Below are 24,243 nucleotides of genomic sequence, written 5' to 3' on the forward strand. Positions count from 1 at the left end.
CAGTGGAAAAACTGAGAATTTATGTTTATAGTGGTAATAATTACAAGTTAGGTTATGTCTGGACTTTTACCTAAAGTATTGTGTGATTTGATATTCTCATCAATTAAAAAATAAGTTTTTGCCAAAATATGTAAATCTCTCAAAACTCACCATGAGATTGAATTTTTTTGACAATAAATTTGTCCCCAAATTCATTGTTTGTTCAGGAAAATTACTTGAACTGAAGATACAATTAGAAAGTTGCTCAACTAATCAGTGACAAGGGATGCAATATGTTGGAATTATACCAATGGGAACTATCGCAATACTCAGAAAAAGTGCGGTTGATTCTAGATTATAAGGGTTTAGAATACCGCAAAATTGAAGTCACACCAGGGATTGGGCAGGTAGAGCTATTTCGCTTAACGGGACAGAAGCAAGTACCAGTTTTGAAAGATGGTAACAAGTATATTGCTGATTCTACAGAAATAGCTAAGTATTTAGACTTAGAATACCCTGAGCGTCCATTGATACCAACAGACCCCAAAAAAAGAGGTCTGACTTTAATGATGGAAGAATGGGCAGATGAATCCATCGGTATTAAAGGTAGAAAGGCGCTATTTTCTGCCATTAGTCAAGACCAAAATTTCCGCAAGTCCTTATTACCTACCTCCACACCAGACATTTTAAAAACGTTAGTGGAGGGTGTTCCTAGCGATTTTCTAACAGTTTTGGGGTTTGGTGTAGGTTATAGTCCAGATGTGATCAAGTCAGCGATCGCAGATTTAAAACAAGACTTAGAAGCATTAATTTTATTATTGGCTGATAGTCCCTACTTAACTGGGGATGAACCCACTTTAGCTGATTTAGCAGTCGCAGGTTTATCTATACTGTTAAAGTTCCCGGAAGGAGCTTATCTAGATTTACCTGCCAGTATCAGAGGTAAAGGTGTACCATCAATAGCTGATAACCCTGATTATGCACCGTTTTTTGCTTGGCGCGATCGCATTTATGCTCAATTTCGCAAACCCCTAATCGGTGTTCCGGCAACTGGTTCAGCGCCGACTTCTATTCAAATTGAGTAGGTGAGGGAATAGGTGACAGGTGACAGGTGACAGGTGACAGGGGGGACTAATGGCTATTAACTCATACTCAATTCCCAATGACTAATGAAAATTTGCCACAACCATTAGGTTCAGTAATCCAAGGTTCTCTGACTGGGGGTTTAGAAGTACGTTTACACCCTGATATTTCTGTTGAGGATATGCGGGTGGGTAAATTTTTAGTCGTGCAGGGGATGCGATCGCGCTTTTTCTGTATGCTGACAGATGTAGCATTAGGAGCTGCTAACGCTCGCATCATCGCTAACCCCCCTAGTTGGGAAGACACTTTTTTACGGGAAGTGTTAGCTGGTAGTGGCACTTATGGGACGATTAACCTCGCACCCATGTTGATGTTCACCCCTGAATCTAATGAGTCTTTCTCATCTACAGATGGTAAATCTGTCAACCCCTTTGTGCCATCGTCTACTAATTTGGCTTCTTTTCAACCCCAAACTAGCACCACGATGGAATTACTCCCTGTCAAAACCATCCCCAGCCACTTTAGCCAAGTTTACGAAGCCAGCGAGGAAGATTTTCGACGGGTATTTGGTTGGGAAGATGATCCCCAAAGGCGCAACTTCTCTATTGGCAAACCCTTAGATATGGATGTGCCGGTATGTATTGATTTAAACCGCTTTGTGGAACGTAGCAATGGGGTTTTTGGTAAATCTGGTACTGGTAAATCCTTTTTGACACGGTTACTGTTAGCTGGTGTAATCCGCAAAAATGCAGCAGTTAACCTGATTTTTGATATGCACTCTGAATATGGCTGGGAAGCGGTAGCCGAGGGTAAGAACGTTAACACTGTAAAGGGACTTAAGCAGTTGTTTCCTGGGAGAGTGGAAGTCTACACCCTTGATCCCGAATCTACTAAGCGCCGGGGTGTAAGGGATTCTCAAGAACTCTACCTGAGCTATGAGCAAATCGAAGTCGAAGATATTAAATTATGTAGTCGAGATTTAGGCTTATCAGATGCGGCTTTAGATAACGCCAATATTTTATATAGTGAGTTCGGCAAGTCTTGGATTGTCCAATTGCTAAATATGACAAATGAAGAAATTGAGATGTTTTGTGACGAGAAGCGGGGACACAAAGGCTCAATTATGGCATTGCAGCGCAAATTATTGCGTTTAGATGGTTTAAAGTATATGCGGGCAGTTTGCCCCCAGAACTACATTAATAAAATCTTACAATCCTTAGAGGCTGGCAAGAATGTAGTGGTAGAATTTGGTTCCCAGTCGAATATGCTCTCGTATATGTTGGTGACTAACATGATCACCAGACGGATTCATGAGCATTACGTCAAAAAGGCCGATAAATTCTTGCAAAGCAAAAATCCCAGCGATCGCCCTACCCCATTAATGATTACCATAGAAGAAGCCCACCGCTTCCTCGATCCAGGTGTGGTACAAAGTACCATCTTTGGGACAATCGCCCGCGAACTGCGGAAGTATTTTGTCACACTTTTGGTAGTTGATCAACGGCCATCGGGCATAGATAATGAAGTCATGTCCCAAATCGGGACTCGCATCACCGCCTTGCTCAATGATGAAAAAGATATTGATGCCATTTTTACGGGTGTATCGGGTGCTGGTGGTCTGAGGTCTGTACTAGCCAAGTTAGACTCAAAGCAACAAGCCTTAATTTTAGGTCACGCTGTCCCTATGCCTGTGGTAGTAAGAACTCGTCCCTATGACTCCACCTTCTACGCAGAAATTGGCGATCCAGCCTGGGAAGAAAAACCAGATGCAGAAGTATTCGCAGCTGCGGAACTAGCTAAAGCTGATTTAGGTTTTTAGAGGGAGTGAGGGAAGCAGAGGAGCAGAGGAGCAGGGGCGCAGGGGCGCAGAGGCGCAGAGGAGAAAAACTATTGCCTATTGCCTATTGCCTATTGCCTATTGCCTATTGCCTAAGTAGTACCTTCCCACCATTATTTTGACCTATTCAGTTCGGTTATCTCCCTACTTCCGAGCAACAGCAGAGTGGTTTTTCGCGTCACTATAGATCATAGTTAGGTTGCTCAAGGAAAATAAACTTTTTTTAAAAAACGAACAATTCTGCACTATAATTTATATCCTTCTTCAGGCTACTTTACTATCTGCCTGATTTGTTTTACTATAAAATAAGTGGAACTCATACTGACTTCGGATTGAACAGTTGCTGCCAGCAACGAAGAGAAAGAATTCTTGAAAACAACCCAGATTGCTTGTAAGAGATTCAAAAATTGAGGGATGGTAGGGGAACCTATCGCCAGGACGCGACTTCTGAAAAACGGATAGATGACATTGATTAAGTTTAGTAGCGTCTTAAGTACCGTGATATGCGTACTACCTTCCCCCATCGGACTGATTTACTCAAGATTGATTGTGTTTACGGAGTAGAGGATAACGCACCAATGCCTACTGTTAACACCCACAATGAAGACCTGAACACCAAATTCACGGCTGATATGGTGCGAACCTATCTGCGGGAAATTGGTAGGGTACCCCTGCTCACCCGTGAGCAAGAGATTGTTTACGGGAAGCAGGTGCAACAAATGATGTCACTTCTAGACGCTAAGGAAGCTTTAGCGAAGAAGTTGGAACGCGAGCCGAGTTTACCAGAGTGGGCGGATCATGTTCACCAGTCTGAAACAGAAGTGAAGCAGACGGTAGCCCAAGGTAAACGCGCCAAGCAGAAGATGATTGAAGCGAACCTGCGCTTGGTAGTGGCGATCGCCAAAAAATACCAGAAACGTAACATGGAGTTTCTGGATTTAATCCAAGAGGGAACTTTAGGATTAGAGCGAGGTGTGGAGAAATTTGATCCCACACGGGGTTATAAATTCTCAACCTACGCTTACTGGTGGATTCGCCAAGCAATTACCCGTGCGATCGCTCAACAAGGTCGTACTATCAGATTACCCATTCACATCACCGAGAAACTCAACAAAATCAAAAAAGTACAGCGCGAACTAGCTCAAACTTTGGGGCGATCGCCTTCTCCTGCGGAAATCGCCAAAGAACTAGAACTAGAACCTGCTCAGATTCGGGAATATCTGAACATGGCGCGTCAACCAGTTTCTTTAGATGTGCGAGTTGGTGACAACCAAGATACAGAACTGCAAGAAATGCTCGAAGATGAAGGCCCATCTCCAGAGTATTACACCACCCAAGAATTCTTGCGCCAAGACTTGAACACCCTGTTAGCGGAACTTACACCCCAACAGCGAGAAGTGTTAGCACTGCGCTTTGGTTTAGAAGATGGTAACGAAATGTCTCTAGCAAAAGTGGGCGAACGATTGAATCTCAGTCGTGAACGCGTCCGCCAGTTAGAGCATCAAGCTCTGGCTCATTTGCGTCGTCGTCGAGCCAATGTGAAAGAGTATGTTGCTAGCTAAAAATATAGACGTAGCAGTGCTACGTCTGTATAGGGTGAATCGCCTCCTGAATTCAGGGGGCAATTTTTTTGGTCAGAATTCAACGCAGATGGACGCAGATAAATTTGTAACTTATTAGACTAGAAAACGCTGTGTATTGCACCCAGCTAAGAACCGCTATAAGCCAGAATCAGGGTTTTGAACACCTACACCCCAGCCTAAACGCCCTTAATTTTCAGGAAATTGTGCCTGAGTGAATTTTGAAGTGTCAAGGATTGTAGTATAGTCGGCCGTGGTAAAGCCATCTATTTATTCGATATTTTAGGAGTTTTGGGAATGACAGGAACAACAGACCCCGTTACTTTGATGAAGCAAGAAGTTGGTAAAGCAGCCGCAGCTTTGGTAAAATCAGGCTCAATTGTGGGGTTAGGTACTGGTTCAACTACAGCTTACACGATTCAATATTTAGGCGATCGCCTCAAATCTGGGGAACTGCAAGATATAGTCGGTATCCCTACCTCATTTCAGTCTGAGGTGTTGGCGAAAAAATACGGCGTTCCTCTCACTACACTAGACGCTGTTGATCACATTGATATTGCCATTGATGGAGCTGATGAAGTTGACCCCAAAAAGAACTTAATTAAAGGTGGTGGTGCAGCCCATACCCGCGAAAAAGTAGTTGATTACTTGGCGAATCAATTTATTGTTGTGGTAGACAGTGGTAAATTAGTAGACCGCTTAGGTTCGGTTTTTGCTGTCCCAGTAGAAGTGATTCCAATGGCAATTACTCCTGTTACCAATGCAATTAAGGCACTCGGCGGTAAACCAGAACTGCGTATGGGTGTGAAAAAAGCCGGGCCTGTCATCACTGACCAAGGTAACTTTGTCTTAGATGTCAGATTTGACTCAATCGATGACCCAGTTAACCTAGAAAAAACCTTGAATAATATTCCTGGTGTTCTAGAGAATGGTATCTTCGTCAACTGTGCTGATGTAGTTTTAGTTGGCGAAGTTGTAGATGGTCAGCCAGTAGTGCGGCAACTATAAAGCATGGGGTATGGGGCATGGAGAACTAATTGACCTTGTTATTAATTCCCCATTCCCTACTCCCTACTCCCCACTCCCCCAATACATATGCAGCTTTTGATTACCAAGTCCATCTAGTATGCTGCTCATCATAGTGTTAATCTTGTTAAAATTATCTTCTGCGCCCAGCATCTGTTCTGGCTGCTGGATGTATTTCCCTTCAAGAAGTTCATTAGCACAATTTTCAATTATCTGCTGTACACTTTCCTGAGTTGATTCCAAGTGAAACTGTAAAGCTAATACATTCTGTCCATAAATAAACGCCTGATTTTGACAAGCTTCACTATAAGCTAATTGAATTGCGCCTTGAGGTAGATCAAAAGTGTCACCATGCCAATGAAACACGGTAAACTCTGGCGGTAAAGCATCGAAAATCGCTAAATCTTGGGCTGCTTTTGTAAGTCTAATCGGGAACCAACCTATTTCCTTATATCGTCCTTGGTAAACTGTTGCACCTAAAACATCTGCGATTAACTGCGCTCCCAAACAAATGCCGACAACTGTCTTATTTGCTGTGATTGCTTGTTCTATAAATCGCTTTTCTGGAGTTAACCAAGAATACTTGTCATCCTCATAGATATTCATGGGGCCACCCATGACAACTAGCCAATCAATATCTGCAATTTTAGGTAAAGAGTCATCATCATAAAATTTAGTTACTGATAGAGAATGCTGATTTCTGATTGCCCACGCTTCAATACTCGCAAGGTTTTCAAAAGGAACGTGTTGCAAATAATGGATTTTCATGTCTGTAAAAATAGGCAAATTGGCAATTTAAATGTTCAGGATTCATTGTAATGTTAGAACAGCTTGTTTAGTCTGTTTCATTGGGTTGAATACTTATCTATTGACAAATGTCTTAAACCATGTTTTCGTGGCTTTGACTAATTGGTGTCAGCTTTCTTGAATTGGCATTGGAACTATTTAATTATATGAACGTCTCGGTGTCGGTTAAGAAAAATAATGACCTCCTTGTTAAATATTTTCCGGAAAATATTTAACCGTCTCAGAAAATCTTGCAAACGCACTATATCGCTGTTCACACCTCACACGCATGAAATCACCTGTTTTATTTCTCGGCTTACTCAGCAGTATCCTTGTATCTTTCCCAGCCAACGCAGCTCGCTTACAATCGTGGAACTTTAACCCAACTAAAAATCAATTAAGTATCACGACAGATTCAGGAGTTAAACCAAAAGCCTTTTTAATTAATAACCCTACTAGACTTGTCATTGATCTGCCACAAACAAAACTGAATAGTAGTACAGCACGTCAAAATTTCGGATCAGGTATACAAGAAATTCGGGTAGGTAAATTTGATGGGCAAACTACTAGGATAGTCGTTGAGTTAGCCCCAGGTTATACAGCTGATCCTGAAAAATTAGTGATTAAAGGAGATTCTGCTTCACACTGGATTGTTGATTTATCTGCTATTGAGCGAGGTATTTATCAAGCTTCATCTAGTGAAGACAAAGTTTTTATCCCTATACAACCTGTAAATTTTGCTGGTGTTGTTCCCTTAAACCGAGAGATATCACAGCTTGATTCTCAAATTAAAAGTTTAATGGCTCGCTACCGTTCTCTTTCACCAGGAATGTTTTTCTTAGATATGGAAACAGGTGAATATTTAGATATCAACGGTGAAAAGATATTCCCTGCTGCTAGTACCATTAAGTTCCCGATTCTTGTGGCTTTATTCCAAGAAATTGAGGCTGGTAGAGTCCGAACAAATGAAACATTGGTGATGCGCCGTGATTTGATGACTGGTGGTTCAGGCAATATGCAGTATCAAAAGCCAGGAACTAAGTTTAATCTCTTGGAAACTGCTAATAGAATGATGATTATCAGCGATAATACCGCTACAAATATGATTATCGATCGCTTGGGTGGTAAGAATCGACTCAATGAGCGTTTCCGCAGTTGGGGATTGCAAAATACTGTCATTCGTAATTTGTTAGGAGATTTTAAAGGCACTAATACAACCAGTGCTAAAGATTTAGTACGACTAGCGGCATTAATTTCTAATGAAAAGTTGCTCGGCTCTAGCGGCTACACACAGGTGATGAATATCATGAGTCGCTGCAAAAATAGAAGTTTGTTACCAGTGGGTTTGGGTAAAGGTGCAGCGATCGCTCATAAAACAGGTACACTGGGAAGAGTCTTAGGCGATGCCGGAATTATCCAAACACCATCAGGAAAACGCTATTTGGCTGGTATTCTAGTAGCCAGACCTTTTCGTGATGCCAGAGCCAGGAGTTTTATCAATCAAGTTTCCCGTCTAGTATATGGCTACATCGAACAACCAAGAGCAGTCAGCCAAAAGTAATTTTTCTATCCAGAATTAAAGTGAAGTACCGGCAGTGATTTATTCATTCACTGCCGATTTTTAATTTATAGCAGGTGACAGGTGACAGGTTACAGGCTCCAAAGCCTCTTAGTGTAACGGTTTTATGATTGCTTGATGTCCTAATCTATATGGCGACTGCTATAAATTAAACAATACCTATCAAAAGATAGATGATACATAGTTAAAATCTAAGCGGTTATCTATTTTGAATTATGATATTTATTTAGTCCTGATATTGAAATGTTTATTATTTTTGTCAACTATTTTAGTGAATATTTACAGATAGATTTATATAAGTTAACAGTCATCATTTTGATGGATTTATCAAAAAAAAGGACTTAAATCTTAATAGATTTTGAAAATTAATAATTGATCCCCGCAGGACACAATAACAAACTTAAGAAACCCCAGTTATTGACTAGGGTTTGTAATCCTTAACTGGCAATAATTATTGATAAAACTACCAAAAAAATATGTGGATTGTTGTGATATTTCCGGTAATTATATCGGAAAAGTAGTCTTATAAATTTGTAATCAAGAACACTATTGACTGTTGAAAAAGTTAGGATTAGCGTTATAGGTAAGTCCTGCAAAGGACGTTCTCTAAGCATCAGCAAATCGGAGATATTTCCTATGATGATGATGATGACTGAATCCATGACTGCGGAAATGCAAGCCTGCATGAAAGCTTGTATGGACTGTCAGAAAATGTGCATGGAAACCATGACTTACTGCATGAGCCAAAGCGGTAAGCAAATGGATATGAACATGATGGGCATGATGCGCGACTGTGCGGAAATGTGCATGATGTGCATGAATATGATGATGGGCGGTTCTGAGTTTATGGGACGCACTTGTATGCTATGTGCAGAAATGTGCGATCGCGTGGCTATGGCTTGTGAACAAATGAGCAATGATGAAATGATGATGCAATGTGCTGCCGCTTGCCGCAAGTGTGCAGAATCTTGCAGAAGTATGCAAATGATGCCCGCTTAATTTCATCAACTAGCAGAAGTTTATCTGCAACCTATGATTCAAGCGCCTAGACTTTTTTGTCTGGGCGCTTGAAGTTTTAATAGCAAAACATTAACTTTAAATTTGGCGCTAAACTTTGGCCAAAATGCCTGACTGTAGATGAAACACTTAAAATCCCGTTCCCAAGACTTACGGAGTTTATTTGAGAACAATATCACCATTGAATATGTCGCCGAAGCTCTCAAATCTGTACCAGCAGAGGCAAACGTGGCAGAAGTGCTGCATTGGATGCAGGTACAAGATTTTGATGTGGTGGGAATTGAAACGGGAAATACGATCACCGGTTATATTGAACGCTCTCATTTAATAACAGCTAAATCCGGTAAGTGTGGAGACTATCAGTGTGTGTTTCATCCTAGAGAACTCATTGCCATTTCTACACCACTCATGAAGTTACTACCTATATTGCAACAAAGTCCTAGATTGTTTGTTCTAGACTGCAATCAGGTAAGTGGAATTATTACCTGTGGCGATTTGCAAAAAGCACCAGTCAGAATGTTGCTTTTTGGTTTAGTAACTTTATTAGAAATGAATTTGCTGCGATTGGTAAGGCTTTATTATCCTCAAGATTCTTGGCAGAAATTTCTTAAACCTGAACGTTTAGAAATTGCCCGCAGACTATGGCGAGAAAGCCAAGAAAGAAACGAGGCTACAGATTTGTTAGATTATCTCCAGTTTTGTGATAAGCGAGAGTTAGTTTTACATCATCCAGAACTGTTGCAACAATTGGACTTAAAATCAAAACGTTCTGGTGAACGATTTTTCAAGTCTGCCGAACAGTTACGCAATAGATTAGCCCATGCTCAAAATTTAGCCAGTGGCTCCTCTTGGACAGATTTGATTTCTTTAGCGGAGAATATGGAACAGCTGTTAATCCGTTGTGAGGAAATTGAGTAAAAAGGCAGTCCCAATGAAATAGGTTTCATCCCTATTTCTAAGCCGATATATAGGACTCCTATTTGATTTTTGTTGCGTAGCCTGCGCTGGCGTATAAAAAACTCAGTACACCTCTACTTCCTTCTTTCCTATTGCCTATTGCCTATTGCCTATTGCCTATTGCCTAGCTACGCAGATAATTTTAGAAATTAAATCGGATTGCTATAAGTATGTTTCTTCAGAATCTATCTACCCACTAACACTTCTTCTTTTACCACTACTCTATGAACTTTGTAGTTAGTAGCTAATTCGCGGTAGACATTTAGGGTTTCTTCATTGACGCGTGCAGCTTTGAATCTTTCTAAATGTTGTTGAGCGCGACATTTCCATTTATACAGTTGTTGAGAATCTCTGAGTAATTGTGTCAAAGTGTCTGCTAACGTTTGACTATCTTGGGGTGGAACCAGAATCCCAGCCTGTCCATGATCCAAAGTTTCGGGAATACCATCTACATCACTAGCGATGATCGCACAACCAGCTTCTCGCGCTTCTGTCAGCACTAAACCAAAGGATTCGCAATGGGAAGCGAGGACAAAGATATCCGTTCCTAGCATATAGCGTTGTGGCTCTGGCTGGAACCCTTCAAAATGAATGCGACTACTAAAGGGTGTGTTGTTCACCATTGTCTCAAACATGGGGCGATCGGGTCCGTCCCCGACTAAATATAAGTGTGCTTGGGGAAATTCAGCCGCAATTTTGATGAAAGCTGTGATTAATTCGGCGATTCCTTTGCGGGAATACATCCCCGCTACAGTGCTAATGGCTGGATGATGTAATGGTAATGGTTGATAATCTTGCAGCTGGCGATGGCGAGGACTACCCAATGTGCCGTTAGAAACGATTCGTAGTTTGATTTTGGGGATACCACGTTGCACCATTGAATGAGCTACGGCATGACTAACTGCAATGACTCTATCAGCTAATCCCATCAGCACTGCACTACGTTGAAACTCATTGTGGACTGTAGAAACTAAACCATAATCACAGCCGTTTCTTAAAATCCCTGCTAGCACAACTCCTGTCATCATATGTGCATGAACGATATCTGGCTGGAATTTTTGGATGATCTCCCGAAACTGCCACGCAGCTTTGATCATATTCAATGGTTGTCTAGACTGATCTAAATCAAAATGTCTGACACCATAACTGCCTAGTAATGCTTCGTATTCGCCTCCAGCAGAAGCCACAGCAACCACATGACCATTTTGTGCTTGTAAACAGGCTAAATCTACAGCTACATTAACAATTCCATTCCCGATTTTTTGTACATGATTAGTAATATGTAATATTTTCATTTAAATGTCTCCAGAATATTTAGAGATAATTAAAAATACCAATTGATTGCTTTATTAAAACTTTGGAATTTAATTGTAGTTTGGGGATGCGCCCTAATAATTTTAATATGCTCAGTAATTTGTCTCTAAACCTGAGTTTTAAAGAAAATTTCATAGGAATTCAAAAACTGCTTAACAAAGCCTGAAGGCAAGCTTTGGAGTTGTGAGTTGTAGGAAGCGATCGCCTGACTTTTCTTCTCTTGTACCGACGTAATAGAGAATCTATAAGCAGCAGCTATATCCTGAATTTTCAGCAGAATAAATAACGGCGCTCGCCAAAATAACCAAACGGGATACTGAAGCAGTTCCACTTTGATTTTAGCCTCATTAATTGCTGTCTTGACTAATTCAAATGTTGCTTCATGGTCTTTATGGCAATCTTTTTTATGGGGAACATAAACTTCTTCTGGCTGATAAGATTTTAGCAGTCCGGCTAACTGTTGAATTATCTGTTGATACTCTTCATTTTTCAACGCATTTAAACTTCCATCTGGTTTAGCTAAAAAGTAAATATCTGTTGCAGCTACACCCAAAATTTGTAATGCTGTTATAGCTTCTTGTTTGCGAGTTTCAACGATGTGGTTTTGGTCATCTGGATTTAACCATCCTAAACCTTCACCATTAGTCAAAAATACAACTATAACTGGTATTCCAAGTTCGCGTTTGTGAGCAATCATCCCTCCACAGCCAAAAGTTTCATCATCTTGATGAGGAGAAAATACCATTGCTGATTTGTGACTCAAAGCCAGTTGTTGACTACCACCTAACAAAAGCCATTTCCATAGTAATTTAGAGTGCAAATATTGGATCTTTTCTAGCCACTGATTAGGCATTAGCTTTTGTAATTGTTGTAGATAACTTTTAATGAGCATACTTTTGGGTGTTGTACAGAATCAAAGCTATAATTTTTTCATCATAATATTATTCTCTGGAAAACAATTAAAGCTATAAAGTCCTAACCATCAAGAATCAGTAAATTTTGCTTAGGAAGAATAGTGCTTGATTCTTGATGAGATTGTTAGATCCCCGACTTCTTCAAGAAATCGAGGATCTAATTTGTATAGCTGTAGCCAATGAGATTAGGACATTAGGAAATCATAAAACCATTACCATCACAGGCTTTTAAACCTGTAACCTGTAACCTATCACCTGTCATACCAATTCACAATTCGCAATTCGCAATTCGCAATTAAAAAACTTAGATGCAGCAAAGCTTTCAGGGTTTACATCTGTATCAGGTTTTTCGTGAAATGGTATCACCTGTCACCTGTCACCTGTCACCTGTCACCTATCCCCTGCTATACAACAATTTATGAATTGACACACAGAAACTTAAATCTTAGAAAAGCGATATAAAATCACCTTTCCTTTCCAATTTTCTTCAACAAATACTAGATATTCGCCATTAGAACGACGCACAGCACGGATACCTTGAGGTATATCAATCCAACCGCTTTCATTTGCCACTTCTGGTCCAGGTTTTAAGGTTTTTACTAAAGTACCTGTCTTGGCATTATAGACATTAACTTCGGCAGTTTTAGATGTCACTGAAAATACATAATCTCCCGCTACACTCATGGCTGCGGTGACAATTTCTCGCTTACCTGTGGTGTCGTGAGGGACAACAATTCGCCAACGGGGTTGGCGATCGCCTTTACTCCAGTTATCAAATCTGGCAATCTCCGAGCCGGCAGCTTTGGCATCGTCACCAATTGATGGATGTTCAGCTGTGAAGCCTGACAAATACATGGTGTCGGTTTCGGGAAAATACTCGATGCGTCGCAAGTCTGTAAAGAAGCTGGGAGTTTTGTCCTTTTTCATGGCACTGTAACTATAGATAGGATTGCCATGAGTATCTAGTCCTTGAACGGGATAGTGGCGGATACCATCTTGAGTCCGCAAGGTTTTCCAGACATCGCCTTTACTGTCTACCCACCAACCACCCATGTAAGGATAGTCTTGGCTGTTTTCATATTCACCTTTGTCAAAAGCGCCGTTACCATTGCGATCGCGCCAGATCCATTCTCCTTTTTGGGGTTGATATGGTGGCCAATTGCCACTAATTGATTGTTTTCCATTGCCATTTGTACCCACAAACATCCCAGCAGGAATTGCTATTTTGCCATCCTTAGCAGGATTAAAACGATAAACTTGCAAAAAGCTGGTGTACATATCTGTGAGGAATAAGAAAGGCTTACCCTTGATGCGGCGGAAAAAGCTAGCATCTGGTGAGGTATGCAAACGGGGATCTTGGGGATATTTGAATGGATTTAAGGTGTAGGCTTTGTAAGTCCACTGCTTACCAGCCGGTTTACTATAATCCATTGCAAATTCTTCTTGCTTGGTGAAAACACTTAATCCGTCACTTTTGGGATCAGCATCAGCATTTTCGACAAAGAATAATCCTAATAATTGCCAAATTTGCTTACCGGATGGCGAAAATTTTCTTAAATCTGTCCCAGAATTATTAAACCCGTTACTATTAACGTAAATATTGCCTTGATCATCTGCACCTACACCAGTCAAACCATAAAATTTTAAGCTTTGCACTTCCCCAGGTACACCGCTATAGATACCGCCTTTGTTACCGAAGCTTCCCACCTGCACAGGCTGGTTTTTGATGTCGTAAATTAATACTTGCTGGCGAGTGCTGTTGTCTGCAACTAAGAGTCTGTTTTGGTTATCGATCGCGATCGCCCTTGGTACACTCACATTAGTAATCTGTTGTGGCAATTGCTTGCCGGCTGGGGTGTAGCGCACAATCTTAGCAGGGTTACTAGCATTTTTGCGTTGCATAATCCAGAGATTACCTTGTTTATCAACTGCGATCGCGCCTGGATTAGCAATACTAAAACTGCGTTTTTCCTGCATAGTTTCAGGGTTGTAAACGCGAATTTTGTTAGTAGCAGAATCACTCACAAATAACTCATTACCTAAAGTTGCTAACCCAGTAACTTCACTTTTGTTACTGACAATTAACATACTTTTATCCCAACCACGTCCCTCAGCAAAAGGTGCGGGTTTACCTGTTAAATCATAACGTCTGACACAATACCAAGTTGTGCCTTCGGCGGGATAATCTTGATCGATTTTACCTACTGCGCCTTGACGCATAGCCATGTAAATATATTTGCGATCGGCTGTGATGGCTTCGCCACCTGCACGACTCCAACCATGAGTATCACGCAGAATCCCAACAATATCGCCATCCTTATATATTGATGCTTCTGCTCCTGCTTCATCCCAGTGACTATTAGTATAAACTGTGCCGTTAGGAGCAACATACATTGCTTCAATATAATTCTGTACCCACTTATTACCACCACCAAAACTATTACCAATCCAAGATGTTTGATAAGTATTGGTAGGAACGCTACTTATCGTCCCGTCTATGGGCATACAAATAGTAGCCAGAACTAATCCCATCATCACAGCTAGGGAAAAAAGCAAAAATTTCAATTGGCGAAATTTTCTCTTTGATGAGAACTTTTTGATGCTTTGTTCTAATTGTTGCTGAAATCTACGTAAATGCTGGAATATTTGGTTTTTCATGCAATCAATTTCCCAGAATTTTATCTTTTTATAGCTGTGGTAGATTTATCTGATAAATTCATGATGAACAGATAAGAATCTGTCACATCCAGTAGTTAATATCTATATAAATGAACATATTTAAAATCTTAATTGGTTATTTTGATAACAATAGTCTACGTAAATTCTAAGATGTCATAGATTGAATTGAATTTATAATCATATTTTTGAAACTAGGACATATACATAGATAACAAATAGTTGTTGATAAAAATTCCATGTTCACCAAATTTTTATCAAACCCACATACTTTTTAAACTATAAAACTCCTATTTGATTTTTGTTGGCGTAGCCTGCACTGGTGCATAAAAAACTCAGTACACCCCTCCTCTCTCCTTTCCTATTGCCTACCTAAGCAGATAATTTTAGAAATCAAATCGGATTGCTACATAACAGTGATTTCGCCAAGAAATTTTTATTTAGTATTAATATTTACTTGAATTTAGAAAATCTAGGTAAATATTAATACTAAACCAATCAAGATTTTATTAGTGATAACTTTTTGCTACATAATTATTATTCATGCTTGAGGCTGAAAGTTTTATTGATCACTATTTTTACTCTTACTGGATTTATGATTCTCAGTAGTTGATTGTTGCTATCAACACACAATTGACAAAGGTGTTTAAACCAGTTATAAATCAAAGTCTTGTGAAAACAGATAATTCATATCTAATTTTGCCATTTTAAAGTTTTGATTAATAAAATTTTTAAACCGTAGATAATTTCATACAAAATCTCCATTTGGTAAGAACCGAAGCTTACTGATTAACTAGAGAATAACAGAATATAAATACTAAACAGTATTCATATACTGTTATATGTAAAAAATAACCTTAGCTTGGTATAAAAATAAACTTATCCATGCCAAATACCAATTAGGAGATAAGTAGTGGAAGATAAAAAAACTAATTTTAATTCACAATCTGCTTCTATTCTGACTCTAGGAACAGGCTGGTTTCCTAAAACACCTGGAGGATTAGAAAGATATGTTTATGAGCTAATTCATACACTAGCAAATCATCAAGACCAGGTAGAATTATGTGGAGTTGGTCTACCAGAAACAGAGGTAAATTTGCCAATTAGGCTGACTAACTTAGCATCACCAGATAGTTCAATTTGGCAACGACTTTGGTCTATTCGTACTAATTTCCAAAAGACTAGAATCAGCAAACCGGATGCGATTAATTTACATTTTGCATTATATAGCTTTCCGATTTTAGATATTTTACCCCAAGGAGTGCCGATTACATTTAACTTTCATGGGCCTTGGGCTTCGGAAAGTAAACAGGAGATGGTTAATAATCAACTGAGCATTTTCCTCAAGCGTCGGTTGATAGAACAAACTACTTATAATAGCTGCGATCGCTTCATAGTTCTTAGTAAAGCTTTTGGCAATATTTTACATAAACAATATGAAGTTTCATGGAATCAAATCCATATTATTCCCGGTGGTGTTAATATCGATAAATTCCAACCGAAACTGCCACAAACAGTAGCACGTCAGCAGTTAGGCTGGCCAGAGGATCGCCCAATTTTATTTACATCCCGGCGTTTAGTTAATCGTATGGGACTAGATAAACTGTTGGCAGCTATAGCAATTATTAAACCAAAAATAGCTGATGTTTGGTTGGCGATCGCAGGTCGAGGTCATCTACAAACTATCCTAGAACAACAAGCTAAAGAATTAGGTTTAGAGAACAATGTCAAATTTTTAGGCTTTCTCCCAGATGAACAGTTGCCAATAGCTTACCAAGCTGCTAATTTAACTGTTATGCCTAGTCAATCTTTTGAAGGGTTTGGATTAGCAATTCTGGAATCTTTAGCTTGTGGAACTCCCGTATTGTGTACACCAATCGGGGGTATGCCAGAGATTTTAAAACCCTTCTCACCAGAGTTAATCACCACTTCTACCGAAGTCTCAGCTATTGCCAAAAAATTAGAGCAGATATTGCTAGGACAAATACCAACGCCTTCACGACAAGATTGTCGTCAGTATGCTGCGACTCATTTCAATTGGCAAAAAATCGGTCAACAAGTGCGTCAAGTTATCTTGGCTTAAAAAGTAATTGTCTCAATCACAATTTAATAGCTAAGTAACATCTCTGGAATTTTCACCAAGTAGCTGAATTTTACACTGGAGATATAATCCCTATGCCTGTGAGAAATACACTTGCGAATCAATACTATATCTATCTCAAAAAAGGTCAAACCCCAATTCCTTGGGATATATACGACAACAAGCCACCAGTTCAATTTGGTTTAACTGATTATTTTGGTAAAGTATTTCAAGCTATAGAACAAAGTTCAGCTATTAGTGATTTAATCTTTTATGTCACCTGGGATGAAATGGATGAACTCCCATCATACGGTCAAAATGTAGTAGTTTTTGTCATTGGAGACGAATGGTATCGTACACCAAAGTATTTTCATAAAGTCAGAGCTGTATTTAAGTGCATAGGTACACGTCCAATTTTAGGATGCAATCCTTTACTTCAGCCTTCTTTATTGAACTTGCTCACATTGATGCAATTTCTCAGAATCTTAGTTGTTTCCTTCCCTGGAGTAGCCAATTACCAATTCCAAAAGTTGAAAAGTTGGTTACTAGGTAAAGGTAAAGTTACACCAATTTATGACCTTCCTTTAGGGTACAACAATTCCAAAAATTTACCAATTAAGCCTCTAGAAGAACGTCTTTACGATACTTATTTTTCTGGTAGTGTTGTACACGTACCTTACCCAATTTGGTCTTTAAAATATTGGTTAGGAACTCCTAAAAGCTTGGCGCGAAAACTCATGATATCAAATATCAAGAAATTTCAGCGCCGCCATCGCCATTTTAATGTTGAATTAGCAGTCACGGCTGGTTTTCACAATAGAACCAGTGAAGATGAACGCAGCTATTGTGAAATTATGATGGATACAAAAATCTGTCTTGTGCCGAGAGGGACATCTTTTGAAACAACTCGTCTGTTTGAAGGGATGAAATATGGTTGCGTTGTCGTCACAGAAGCTTTACCTTCACGGTGGTATTTGGATGGAGCGCCTGTTATTCAAATTAAGAATTGGCGAGAGTGGGAAAAAGTTTTAGAAAAGCTATTACGTAATCCACAATTTATGCAAGAAATGCACTATAAATCTCTCAATTGGTGGCAGAATAAATGCTCAGAAACTGTTGTAGCAGAATATGTTGTTGAACAGTTGACTGGTAGTATTACACTCAGAAATCAACATACAAACAATAGAAATTTAACTCATTTGTCTATGTCTTTAACTCCACCCTAAGAGAGATTGAGGACTGGGGATTGGGCATTACGGTAAAATTCTCTCCCCTCTCCCCTGCTCCTCTACTTCTTTCTTTCTGCCTCATTTAATAATGAAAACATCAATAATTTATTTGGTATGAAAATTTTATTTCTAGACCAAAGTGGTAAACCAGGTGGTGCAGAATTATGCTTAATTGATATTGCCAAACCTTACCGCGATCGCGCTTTAGTTGGCTTGTTTGCTGATGGCTCTTTTAAAACCTTACTAGAACAGAATCATATCCCAGTTGAAGTTTTAACAACCCAAAAAATTCAAGTTCGTAAACAAAGTAATTTATTCCAAGCATTTAGCAGCTTGGCACAACTTGCCCCCCTCATCATCAAGGTAGCCGAAAAAGCTAAAAAATATGATGTAATCTATGCCAATACTCAAAAAGCATTAGTGATTGGAGCGATCGCCAGTTTTTTAGCTCGTCGTCCTTTGGTTTATCATTTACATGATATTCTTTCATCAGATCACTTTAGCCAAACTAACCTTCGCATTGCCATTAATTTAGCTAATCGTTTTGCTGCATTAGTCATCGCTAATTCTCAAGCTAGTCAAACAGCATTTGTCCAAGCAGGAGGACGGGCAGAACTGACTCAAGTCGTCTATAACGGTTTTGATTTAAAAAATTATCAAACCTGTGAAGATGATATTCAAAAACTGCGGCAACAATTAGGAGTAGAAAATAAATTTGTAGTTGGACACTTTAGCAGGCTTTCACCTTGGAAGGGGCAGCATATTTTAATAGATGCACTTGCCCAATGTCCATCTCAAGTGACAGCACTTTTAGTTGGTGATGCTCTGTTTGGTGAACAAGATTATGTTAAAGAACTACATCAACAAATTGCCAAACTAGGGCTAGAAAATCGGGTGAAATTTCTGGGATTCCGTTCTGATATTCCTCAGTTAATGGCAGCTTGTGATTTAGTTGCCCATACTTCCACTGCACCAGAACCTTTTGGCAGAGTGATTGTAGAAGCGATGTTGTGTGGTAGGCCTGTAGTTGCCGCTCAAGCTGGCGGTGCTACAGAATTAGTAGAACATGGGGTTAATGGTTTTTTAACTACGCCTGGAGATTCTCAAGAACTGGCACAAATTATTAATACTTGTCTACAAGAGAAACAGACAACTGCAACTATAGCTAGTAATGCCAGAACTAACGCTAGTCAGCGTTTTGATGTAGCTAATATCAATCAGCAAATTGCTCAACTTTTATTAAGCACATTATCAAGGCCTGCCAATTAAAAAGGGGGGAAATAGAATCAAAGTCCCCCTTTTTAAGCTATGCGTTACCCACATCTTTCTTTACAATCTTAAAACCCTTGCTCTATAAGCATCTTAAGGACTGAAACTTTAAGCATACTTGACAAATCATCATTTATTCTTCTCGCTAAAACAGTGTTTTTATTGAGAATGAAAAACGAACGAATCAGGGTTCTAGAGACGTGAGTTCATACTCTCGAAATGTTAAGAAAGATGTTTATAATGGATAGCTTTTTAAGGGGGATTTAGGGGGATCTGAAAGTATTTGATACATCACCAGGGACTTTTCAAACAACCTCTTAAGGATAGAGACCCCTATCATTTAGTGCTTGGGCTACTCTACCTACTCCCAGAGTATAGGCTGCTAACCTTAAGGGAACTTGCCGCACCTGAGATTGTTCAATCACCTGCTGATATGCTTGCACCATCAAGTGTTCCATTTCGCGGTTGACACGGATCTCATCCCAAAATAGGTAAGAAAGACCTTGCACCCACTCTAGGTAACTCACCACCACACCGCCAGCATTTGCCAGAATGTCGGGTAATACAGTCACACCACGCGCTTCTAAAATTCGGTTAGCTTCCAAAGTTACTGGGCCGTTGGCTGCTTCTGCAACAATTTGCGCCCTTACTTCGTGGGCATTTTCTTCTGTGATTTGATTTTCTAAGGCGGCTGGGATTAAAACGTCACAACGCAAAGTTAGTAACTCTGCATTGCTAATAGCCGATGCTTTGGGGAAGCCTACTACACTTTTACGATTATCGGCAGCATAAGCTTTTAATGCGGGAATATCCAGACCATGAGATGAATATACACCACCTGTAGCAGTTGAAACGGCAATAATTTTAGCGCCTGCTTGGTAAAGTAATTCAGCTGCTGCACCTCCCACATTCCCAAACCCTTGGATAACTACTCGTATTCCCTCCAGAGATTTGCCCATGTCCGCTAGTGCTTCCCGGACAATAATCATCACACCCCGTCCAGTAGCCATTTCCCGCCCCAGTGAACCACCGATAGACAACGGTTTACCAGTGACAACTCCGGGTACAGCATGACCTACATTCACTGAGTAGGTATCCATCATCCAAGCCATTTCACGGGCGGAGGTTCCCATATCTGGTGCAGGTATGTCTACTGAGGGACCAATATCTTTAATTAATTCGCTAGTATAGCGGCGAGTTATCCGTTCTAATTCACCTACACTGTAGTTTTCTGGATCGATCGCAATACCTCCCTTAGCACCACCGTAAGGTATACCCAACAGCGCACATTTCCAAGTCATCAGCATAGCTAAAGCTGATACTTCTCGTAGCGTGACAGCCGGATGGTATCGAGTTCCGCCTTTGTAGGGGCCTAAAACATCAGAATGTTGTACTCGATGTCCTGCTAGCACCCGAATGTCGCCATTGTCTAGCTTCACAGGGATGGAAACTGTCACTACCTTACGCGGGTGGCTGAGAATTTCTAGGACACCTTGATCTAGCCTTAATTCTTTCCCTGCTGCTTCTAAATAACTACAAGCTTGGTCAAATGGACAAATATGTGCTGGAGTAGCAGCTTCTAAAGGAGTGATAGGGGTTGAAACCATAAGATTTTCTCCTAATCGCGGTTTTTAGCGAACCGGATACATATATGCCTAGCCTACCTTGTGTTTTTGAGAAAATTCGGAATTTTGTAGTTTTTGTTACAATTTTATTTTGTGTTTAGAAAACCACAGATCCCAGCCAAAAATGATTGTTGGCTTTTATCTATGGTGCGAAATCATCAAGGGATCAATTTGGGGTAAAAATTTGTGAGGTAAAGTTACCGTGTAGACCATAGGGGATATGATGTTTTAGGTGTAGTCGAGCGATGGCACCTCTGTTCAAATCACGAGCATCTAAAATCACCACATCTGAGCGATGATGAGCAGCATCATAAACTAAAGCTAGTACGCAGCCATCATCTTCTGTTTGAGCATTGGGACGTGGTACAAAAATTGGCTCACCCATAAAACCACGGGGTGCAGCACTCCACAGTTGTCTTTCTCCAGACTCTAAATCAATTTTCAGCACTGCTTGCAGTGGTGCATTACCCATCTCTGCATGAGATGCCCCTATATACATATATCTATAGGTGCGTCCCACATGAGCCGGATGTATACTAGGAAACTCGCAGGAACGAGCCTCAATTAAATGACGTTCTACTTTCCCATCCTGAAGATTGACACGAAAACGCCAGAGTTGACCAGGAGAATTCGCATCAAAATCAACTTGGCGAAAATCGCTTTCTGGTTCTACTTCTGGTAATGAATCATAGCAAATGGAGTCAATAAATATTTCATTCCCCACAGTAAAAGCGTTAACGTGGTGAAATACAAAACCTGATTGTGTTTCTAAAATTTTTACTCCCGTATTTTCACCATTTGGAAAGCGAGGAATGATGATAATTTTAGTTGGTTGATTAGGCTGAAATTTAATACATTCCCCTGCCGCACGTATCCCTAAAGCAAAAGGTATAGGATTGAAAACTACAGGGTTTTGAAAGAAGATGCAGTGATGGGGAGTAATGACAAAATCGTGAATAAAACAAAAACCCGGAACGCTATGGGCTTGCTTTCTGATAACTTTACCACCTGGGTCTAACTCAAAAATAGTAATGGTAGTAGATAATCCCGGTTTAATCGAAAAATTGACTAGACAAGGGGAGCCGCCATCTTGAATGCAACTAGGATCAAAGCGGGGATGGGCGCTAAACGCTTCACCCTCTGCCAAAACTCCATCGAAATGTTCTTTCCCTAAAGTTTCGAGGGTGTAAGGATCAAGCAGGTGGGGTTCAGCAGCTTCCCACAATGCCAAAAGTTTATTCCCCCAATAAATAACATTTGTATTGGCAATGTTTTTGATTTGAAAATCAAAGATGTTAGCTAACAAACCACCAGGTTTTTGCGTACCAAAGACACCACGATAGAGAATTTTCCCAGCTTTTTGTTCTGCCAAATAACCTGTAGTTCTGACAAAGCGATTACGAAAATGAGCGCGTCCATTCACAAAAGTAATACGGCTAATCATCCCATCACCATCAAAAGGATGATGGATTGGTTGCCCATTGACATCAAATAATCCCGGCCCATTTCTCAACAATGTGCCTTGCAGTTCAGGAGGAATTTCTCCTTCTACCTCATCAATCCAATAATCAAATTCTTGGGTAAGGGATTCATAGCCTCTCTGCCAATCTTCACGAGTATATGATTTTTCTAAAACTGCTGTTTCTGAATTTTTCAAAGTTTGCATATTTTTAATGACAATCCATCAGAAGGTGTATCGTGTCTTTACAAGTGTTTAATGTGTGATTTTTTCAAATGGCTATAAAAAACAATCCATGAATATTGAGTTTTGCCAGCTTTATTGGCAAATTATGCACGGTGATATTTTTTTGATAATTCCCCTCTTAAGATGTTGAGATATCCTTACTCAACCGCTTCTGATTCTGCCTCTCTCACCATCAACCCAGAGATTAAATTGGATGTTAATTTCGGTTCTTCAGTGATTGATGTCTGGGTTTGTGAATCATCACCTGGTAGCCAATTCAGAAACGGTAAGGGTAACAGGGTACTAAGATTAGTAATCAATACCAAAAGCCATAGCAAATCAAAATTGGTTTCGGTAATTCCCAACCAGTGCATGATGATAGCTCCAAATTCGTAGGAAACCATCCCCGCTAAGTTAGATACTGACATCAACAAAGCAAATAGGGTGGCTTCTACTCCAGGGGGGCAGAGTCGCGCTGCTAGGACTAACACAGGCATATAGGCAATTTGCCCCATCACAGTGAGAATCAAGCTATCACCAAGACTAAACCAGTGATCATCTATGCCCAAAGCTCGGTTTGTATGTGTCACCAACAGTAGCATTGTCATGCCCAAAACGGCGGAGATGACTGTACTCCAAGCAAAAATGACTCTAAATGGCACACTTTTGAGGAAGCGTTGAAAAATCCAAATGCCAATTAAAGAAGCAATACTGGTTACTAAACGCACCCGCCCTAAAAATTCTGGCGCAAAGTGAAGTTCGTTAGTGGTGAAGAAGAAAAAGGCAGAGTCAGCTGTTGGGGTGGCTTGCCAGATAAAGACAAATGCGGTCGGTAGCCATATAGTTTTTTGGGTAATGGCTTGACGTAGTTGTCCTATTTGATGCTTGATGCTTAATGTGTTGGTGTTGCCGTTGCTATCTTTACTTACGGGAGATTCAGCAATTAACCAAGCGATACAGGAGACAATCAGGGGAAATGAAGCAGTAATCCCAAAGACAGTGCGGGTAGTGAAGTGTTCGAGAAGCAGACCGCTAAAATATGCTGTGATTAATCCGCCTACTGCGGAAGCACCCCAACATAATGACTGTAGAGAACCGGCATCTGCTTGTGATTCTACCCTTGCCCGTTCGACAACTAGGGAATCAACAATCACATCACTAACGGCGACGGAGAGAGAACCGAGAGCGATCGCGATCGTTGCCGCCCAGCGATCATGTACTATGGTGGCCAAACTCACCCAAGAAATAGTACCTAATAATCCCGATAGGATTAAGTAAGGACGGCGACGGTAGCCAAATATGGGCAAGCCATCTGAGATAAAGCCAAACATTGGCTTGATAATCCACGGTAAGGCGACAATTCCCAATAGGGCTGACACCTGAACTGGACTCAGTAACAATTCATCTTTGAGGAAAAAGCTGACAGCTAAACGCGCCAACCCTAAAATTCCTTGCACAAAGTAAACGGTCAGAATAGCAATTAACTCGGCAGTTGGTTCATTGCCGAAGAAAATTTTTTCTGTTACTGAGTCTTTCACCTTGGACAAGCCAGAGGAGTCAATCAGCATTTGATGAATATTTTTTAAGTTTTATCGACTTTTCTATCAT

At 40.2% G+C, this 24,243-nt stretch carries 17 protein-coding genes; 10 read left to right on the forward strand and 7 right to left on the reverse strand.

Annotated features, from left to right (window positions below):
- The first annotated feature begins 272 nt into the window (after positions 1-272).
- The 4 genes from NOS7524_RS16905 (at position 273) to rpiA (ending at position 5,487) form a co-directional block, all read left to right on the forward strand.
- Positions 273-1,064: a glutathione S-transferase family protein gene (locus NOS7524_RS16905; RefSeq protein ID WP_015139708.1), complete on the forward strand. Its 792-nt coding sequence runs from the start codon at positions 273-275 to the stop codon at positions 1,062-1,064.
- Between the two features lie 77 nt (positions 1,065-1,141).
- The gene (locus tag NOS7524_RS16910; protein ID WP_015139709.1) at positions 1,142-2,881 is read left to right on the forward strand and encodes a helicase HerA domain-containing protein; all 1,740 of its coding nucleotides are present in this window, start codon (positions 1,142-1,144) and stop codon (positions 2,879-2,881) included.
- A gap of 596 nt (positions 2,882-3,477) precedes the next feature.
- The gene (locus tag NOS7524_RS16915) at positions 3,478-4,461 is read left to right on the forward strand and encodes an RNA polymerase sigma factor, RpoD/SigA family (protein WP_041555821.1); all 984 of its coding nucleotides are present in this window, start codon (positions 3,478-3,480) and stop codon (positions 4,459-4,461) included.
- 315 nt (positions 4,462-4,776) lie between these two features.
- Positions 4,777-5,487, forward strand: a complete 711-nt coding sequence (gene rpiA, locus NOS7524_RS16920; protein ID WP_015139711.1) for a ribose-5-phosphate isomerase RpiA — start codon at positions 4,777-4,779, stop codon at positions 5,485-5,487.
- A gap of 63 nt (positions 5,488-5,550) precedes the next feature.
- On the opposite strand, the gene NOS7524_RS16925 is transcribed toward rpiA, so the two are convergent.
- On the reverse strand, positions 5,551-6,273 hold the full coding sequence (locus NOS7524_RS16925; protein ID WP_015139712.1) for a type 1 glutamine amidotransferase: 723 nt from the start codon (positions 6,271-6,273) through the stop codon (positions 5,551-5,553).
- A gap of 307 nt (positions 6,274-6,580) precedes the next feature.
- Here NOS7524_RS16925 and NOS7524_RS16930 point away from each other — a divergent pair, with 307 nt between their 5' ends.
- The 3 genes from NOS7524_RS16930 to NOS7524_RS16940 all read left to right on the forward strand — a co-directional run bounded on the left by NOS7524_RS16930 (position 6,581) and on the right by NOS7524_RS16940 (position 9,805).
- Entirely contained in the window at positions 6,581-7,852 is a 1,272-nt protein-coding gene (locus tag NOS7524_RS16930; RefSeq protein WP_015139713.1) for a serine hydrolase, read from the forward strand.
- 654 nt (positions 7,853-8,506) lie between these two features.
- Positions 8,507-8,869 carry a four-helix bundle copper-binding protein gene (locus NOS7524_RS16935; RefSeq protein WP_015139714.1) on the forward strand — a complete coding sequence of 121 codons (363 nt, stop codon included), beginning with the start codon at positions 8,507-8,509 and terminating at the stop codon, positions 8,867-8,869.
- 138 nt (positions 8,870-9,007) lie between these two features.
- A complete protein-coding gene (locus NOS7524_RS16940; protein ID WP_015139715.1) occupies positions 9,008-9,805 on the forward strand; it encodes a hypothetical protein in 798 nt (265 codons plus the stop codon).
- 224 nt (positions 9,806-10,029) lie between these two features.
- Here the strand turns inward: NOS7524_RS16940 and NOS7524_RS16945 are convergent, their stop codons facing one another.
- From NOS7524_RS16945 to NOS7524_RS16955, 3 genes are all read right to left on the reverse strand, one after another.
- Positions 10,030-11,139: a glycosyltransferase family 4 protein gene (locus tag NOS7524_RS16945; protein ID WP_015139716.1), complete on the reverse strand. Its 1,110-nt coding sequence runs from the start codon at positions 11,137-11,139 to the stop codon at positions 10,030-10,032.
- Positions 11,140-11,264: 125 nt separating this feature from the next.
- Positions 11,265-12,050 (reverse strand): PIG-L deacetylase family protein, encoded by a 786-nt coding sequence (locus NOS7524_RS16950; RefSeq protein ID WP_015139717.1) that lies wholly within the window; start codon positions 12,048-12,050, stop codon positions 11,265-11,267.
- A gap of 460 nt (positions 12,051-12,510) precedes the next feature.
- On the reverse strand, positions 12,511-14,604 hold the full coding sequence (locus tag NOS7524_RS16955; protein WP_442789480.1) for a hypothetical protein: 2,094 nt from the start codon (positions 14,602-14,604) through the stop codon (positions 12,511-12,513).
- A gap of 1,057 nt (positions 14,605-15,661) precedes the next feature.
- On the opposite strand from NOS7524_RS16955, the gene NOS7524_RS16960 reads away from it, so the two are divergent.
- The 3 genes from NOS7524_RS16960 (at position 15,662) to NOS7524_RS16970 (ending at position 19,326) form a co-directional block, all read left to right on the forward strand.
- Positions 15,662-16,831 (forward strand): glycosyltransferase family 4 protein, encoded by a 1,170-nt coding sequence (locus tag NOS7524_RS16960; RefSeq protein WP_015139719.1) that lies wholly within the window; start codon positions 15,662-15,664, stop codon positions 16,829-16,831.
- Positions 16,832-16,923: 92 nt separating this feature from the next.
- On the forward strand, positions 16,924-18,054 hold the full coding sequence (locus NOS7524_RS16965; RefSeq protein WP_015139720.1) for a glycosyltransferase family 1 protein: 1,131 nt from the start codon (positions 16,924-16,926) through the stop codon (positions 18,052-18,054).
- Between the two features lie 117 nt (positions 18,055-18,171).
- The gene (locus NOS7524_RS16970; RefSeq protein ID WP_015139721.1) at positions 18,172-19,326 is read left to right on the forward strand and encodes a glycosyltransferase; all 1,155 of its coding nucleotides are present in this window, start codon (positions 18,172-18,174) and stop codon (positions 19,324-19,326) included.
- A 317-nt stretch (positions 19,327-19,643) separates the two neighbouring features.
- Here the strand turns inward: NOS7524_RS16970 and NOS7524_RS16975 are convergent, their stop codons facing one another.
- From NOS7524_RS16975 to NOS7524_RS16985, 3 genes are all read right to left on the reverse strand, one after another.
- On the reverse strand, positions 19,644-20,933 hold the full coding sequence (locus NOS7524_RS16975) for a Glu/Leu/Phe/Val family dehydrogenase (RefSeq protein WP_015139722.1): 1,290 nt from the start codon (positions 20,931-20,933) through the stop codon (positions 19,644-19,646).
- 184 nt (positions 20,934-21,117) lie between these two features.
- The gene (locus NOS7524_RS16980) at positions 21,118-22,617 is read right to left on the reverse strand and encodes a carotenoid oxygenase family protein (protein WP_015139723.1); all 1,500 of its coding nucleotides are present in this window, start codon (positions 22,615-22,617) and stop codon (positions 21,118-21,120) included.
- 176 nt (positions 22,618-22,793) lie between these two features.
- Positions 22,794-24,203: a folate/biopterin family MFS transporter gene (locus NOS7524_RS16985; RefSeq protein ID WP_015139724.1), complete on the reverse strand. Its 1,410-nt coding sequence runs from the start codon at positions 24,201-24,203 to the stop codon at positions 22,794-22,796.
- Positions 24,204-24,243 lie beyond the last annotated feature (40 nt).

Source organism: Nostoc sp. PCC 7524, assembly GCF_000316645.1.
GTDB lineage: Bacteria > Cyanobacteriota > Cyanobacteriia > Cyanobacteriales > Nostocaceae > Trichormus.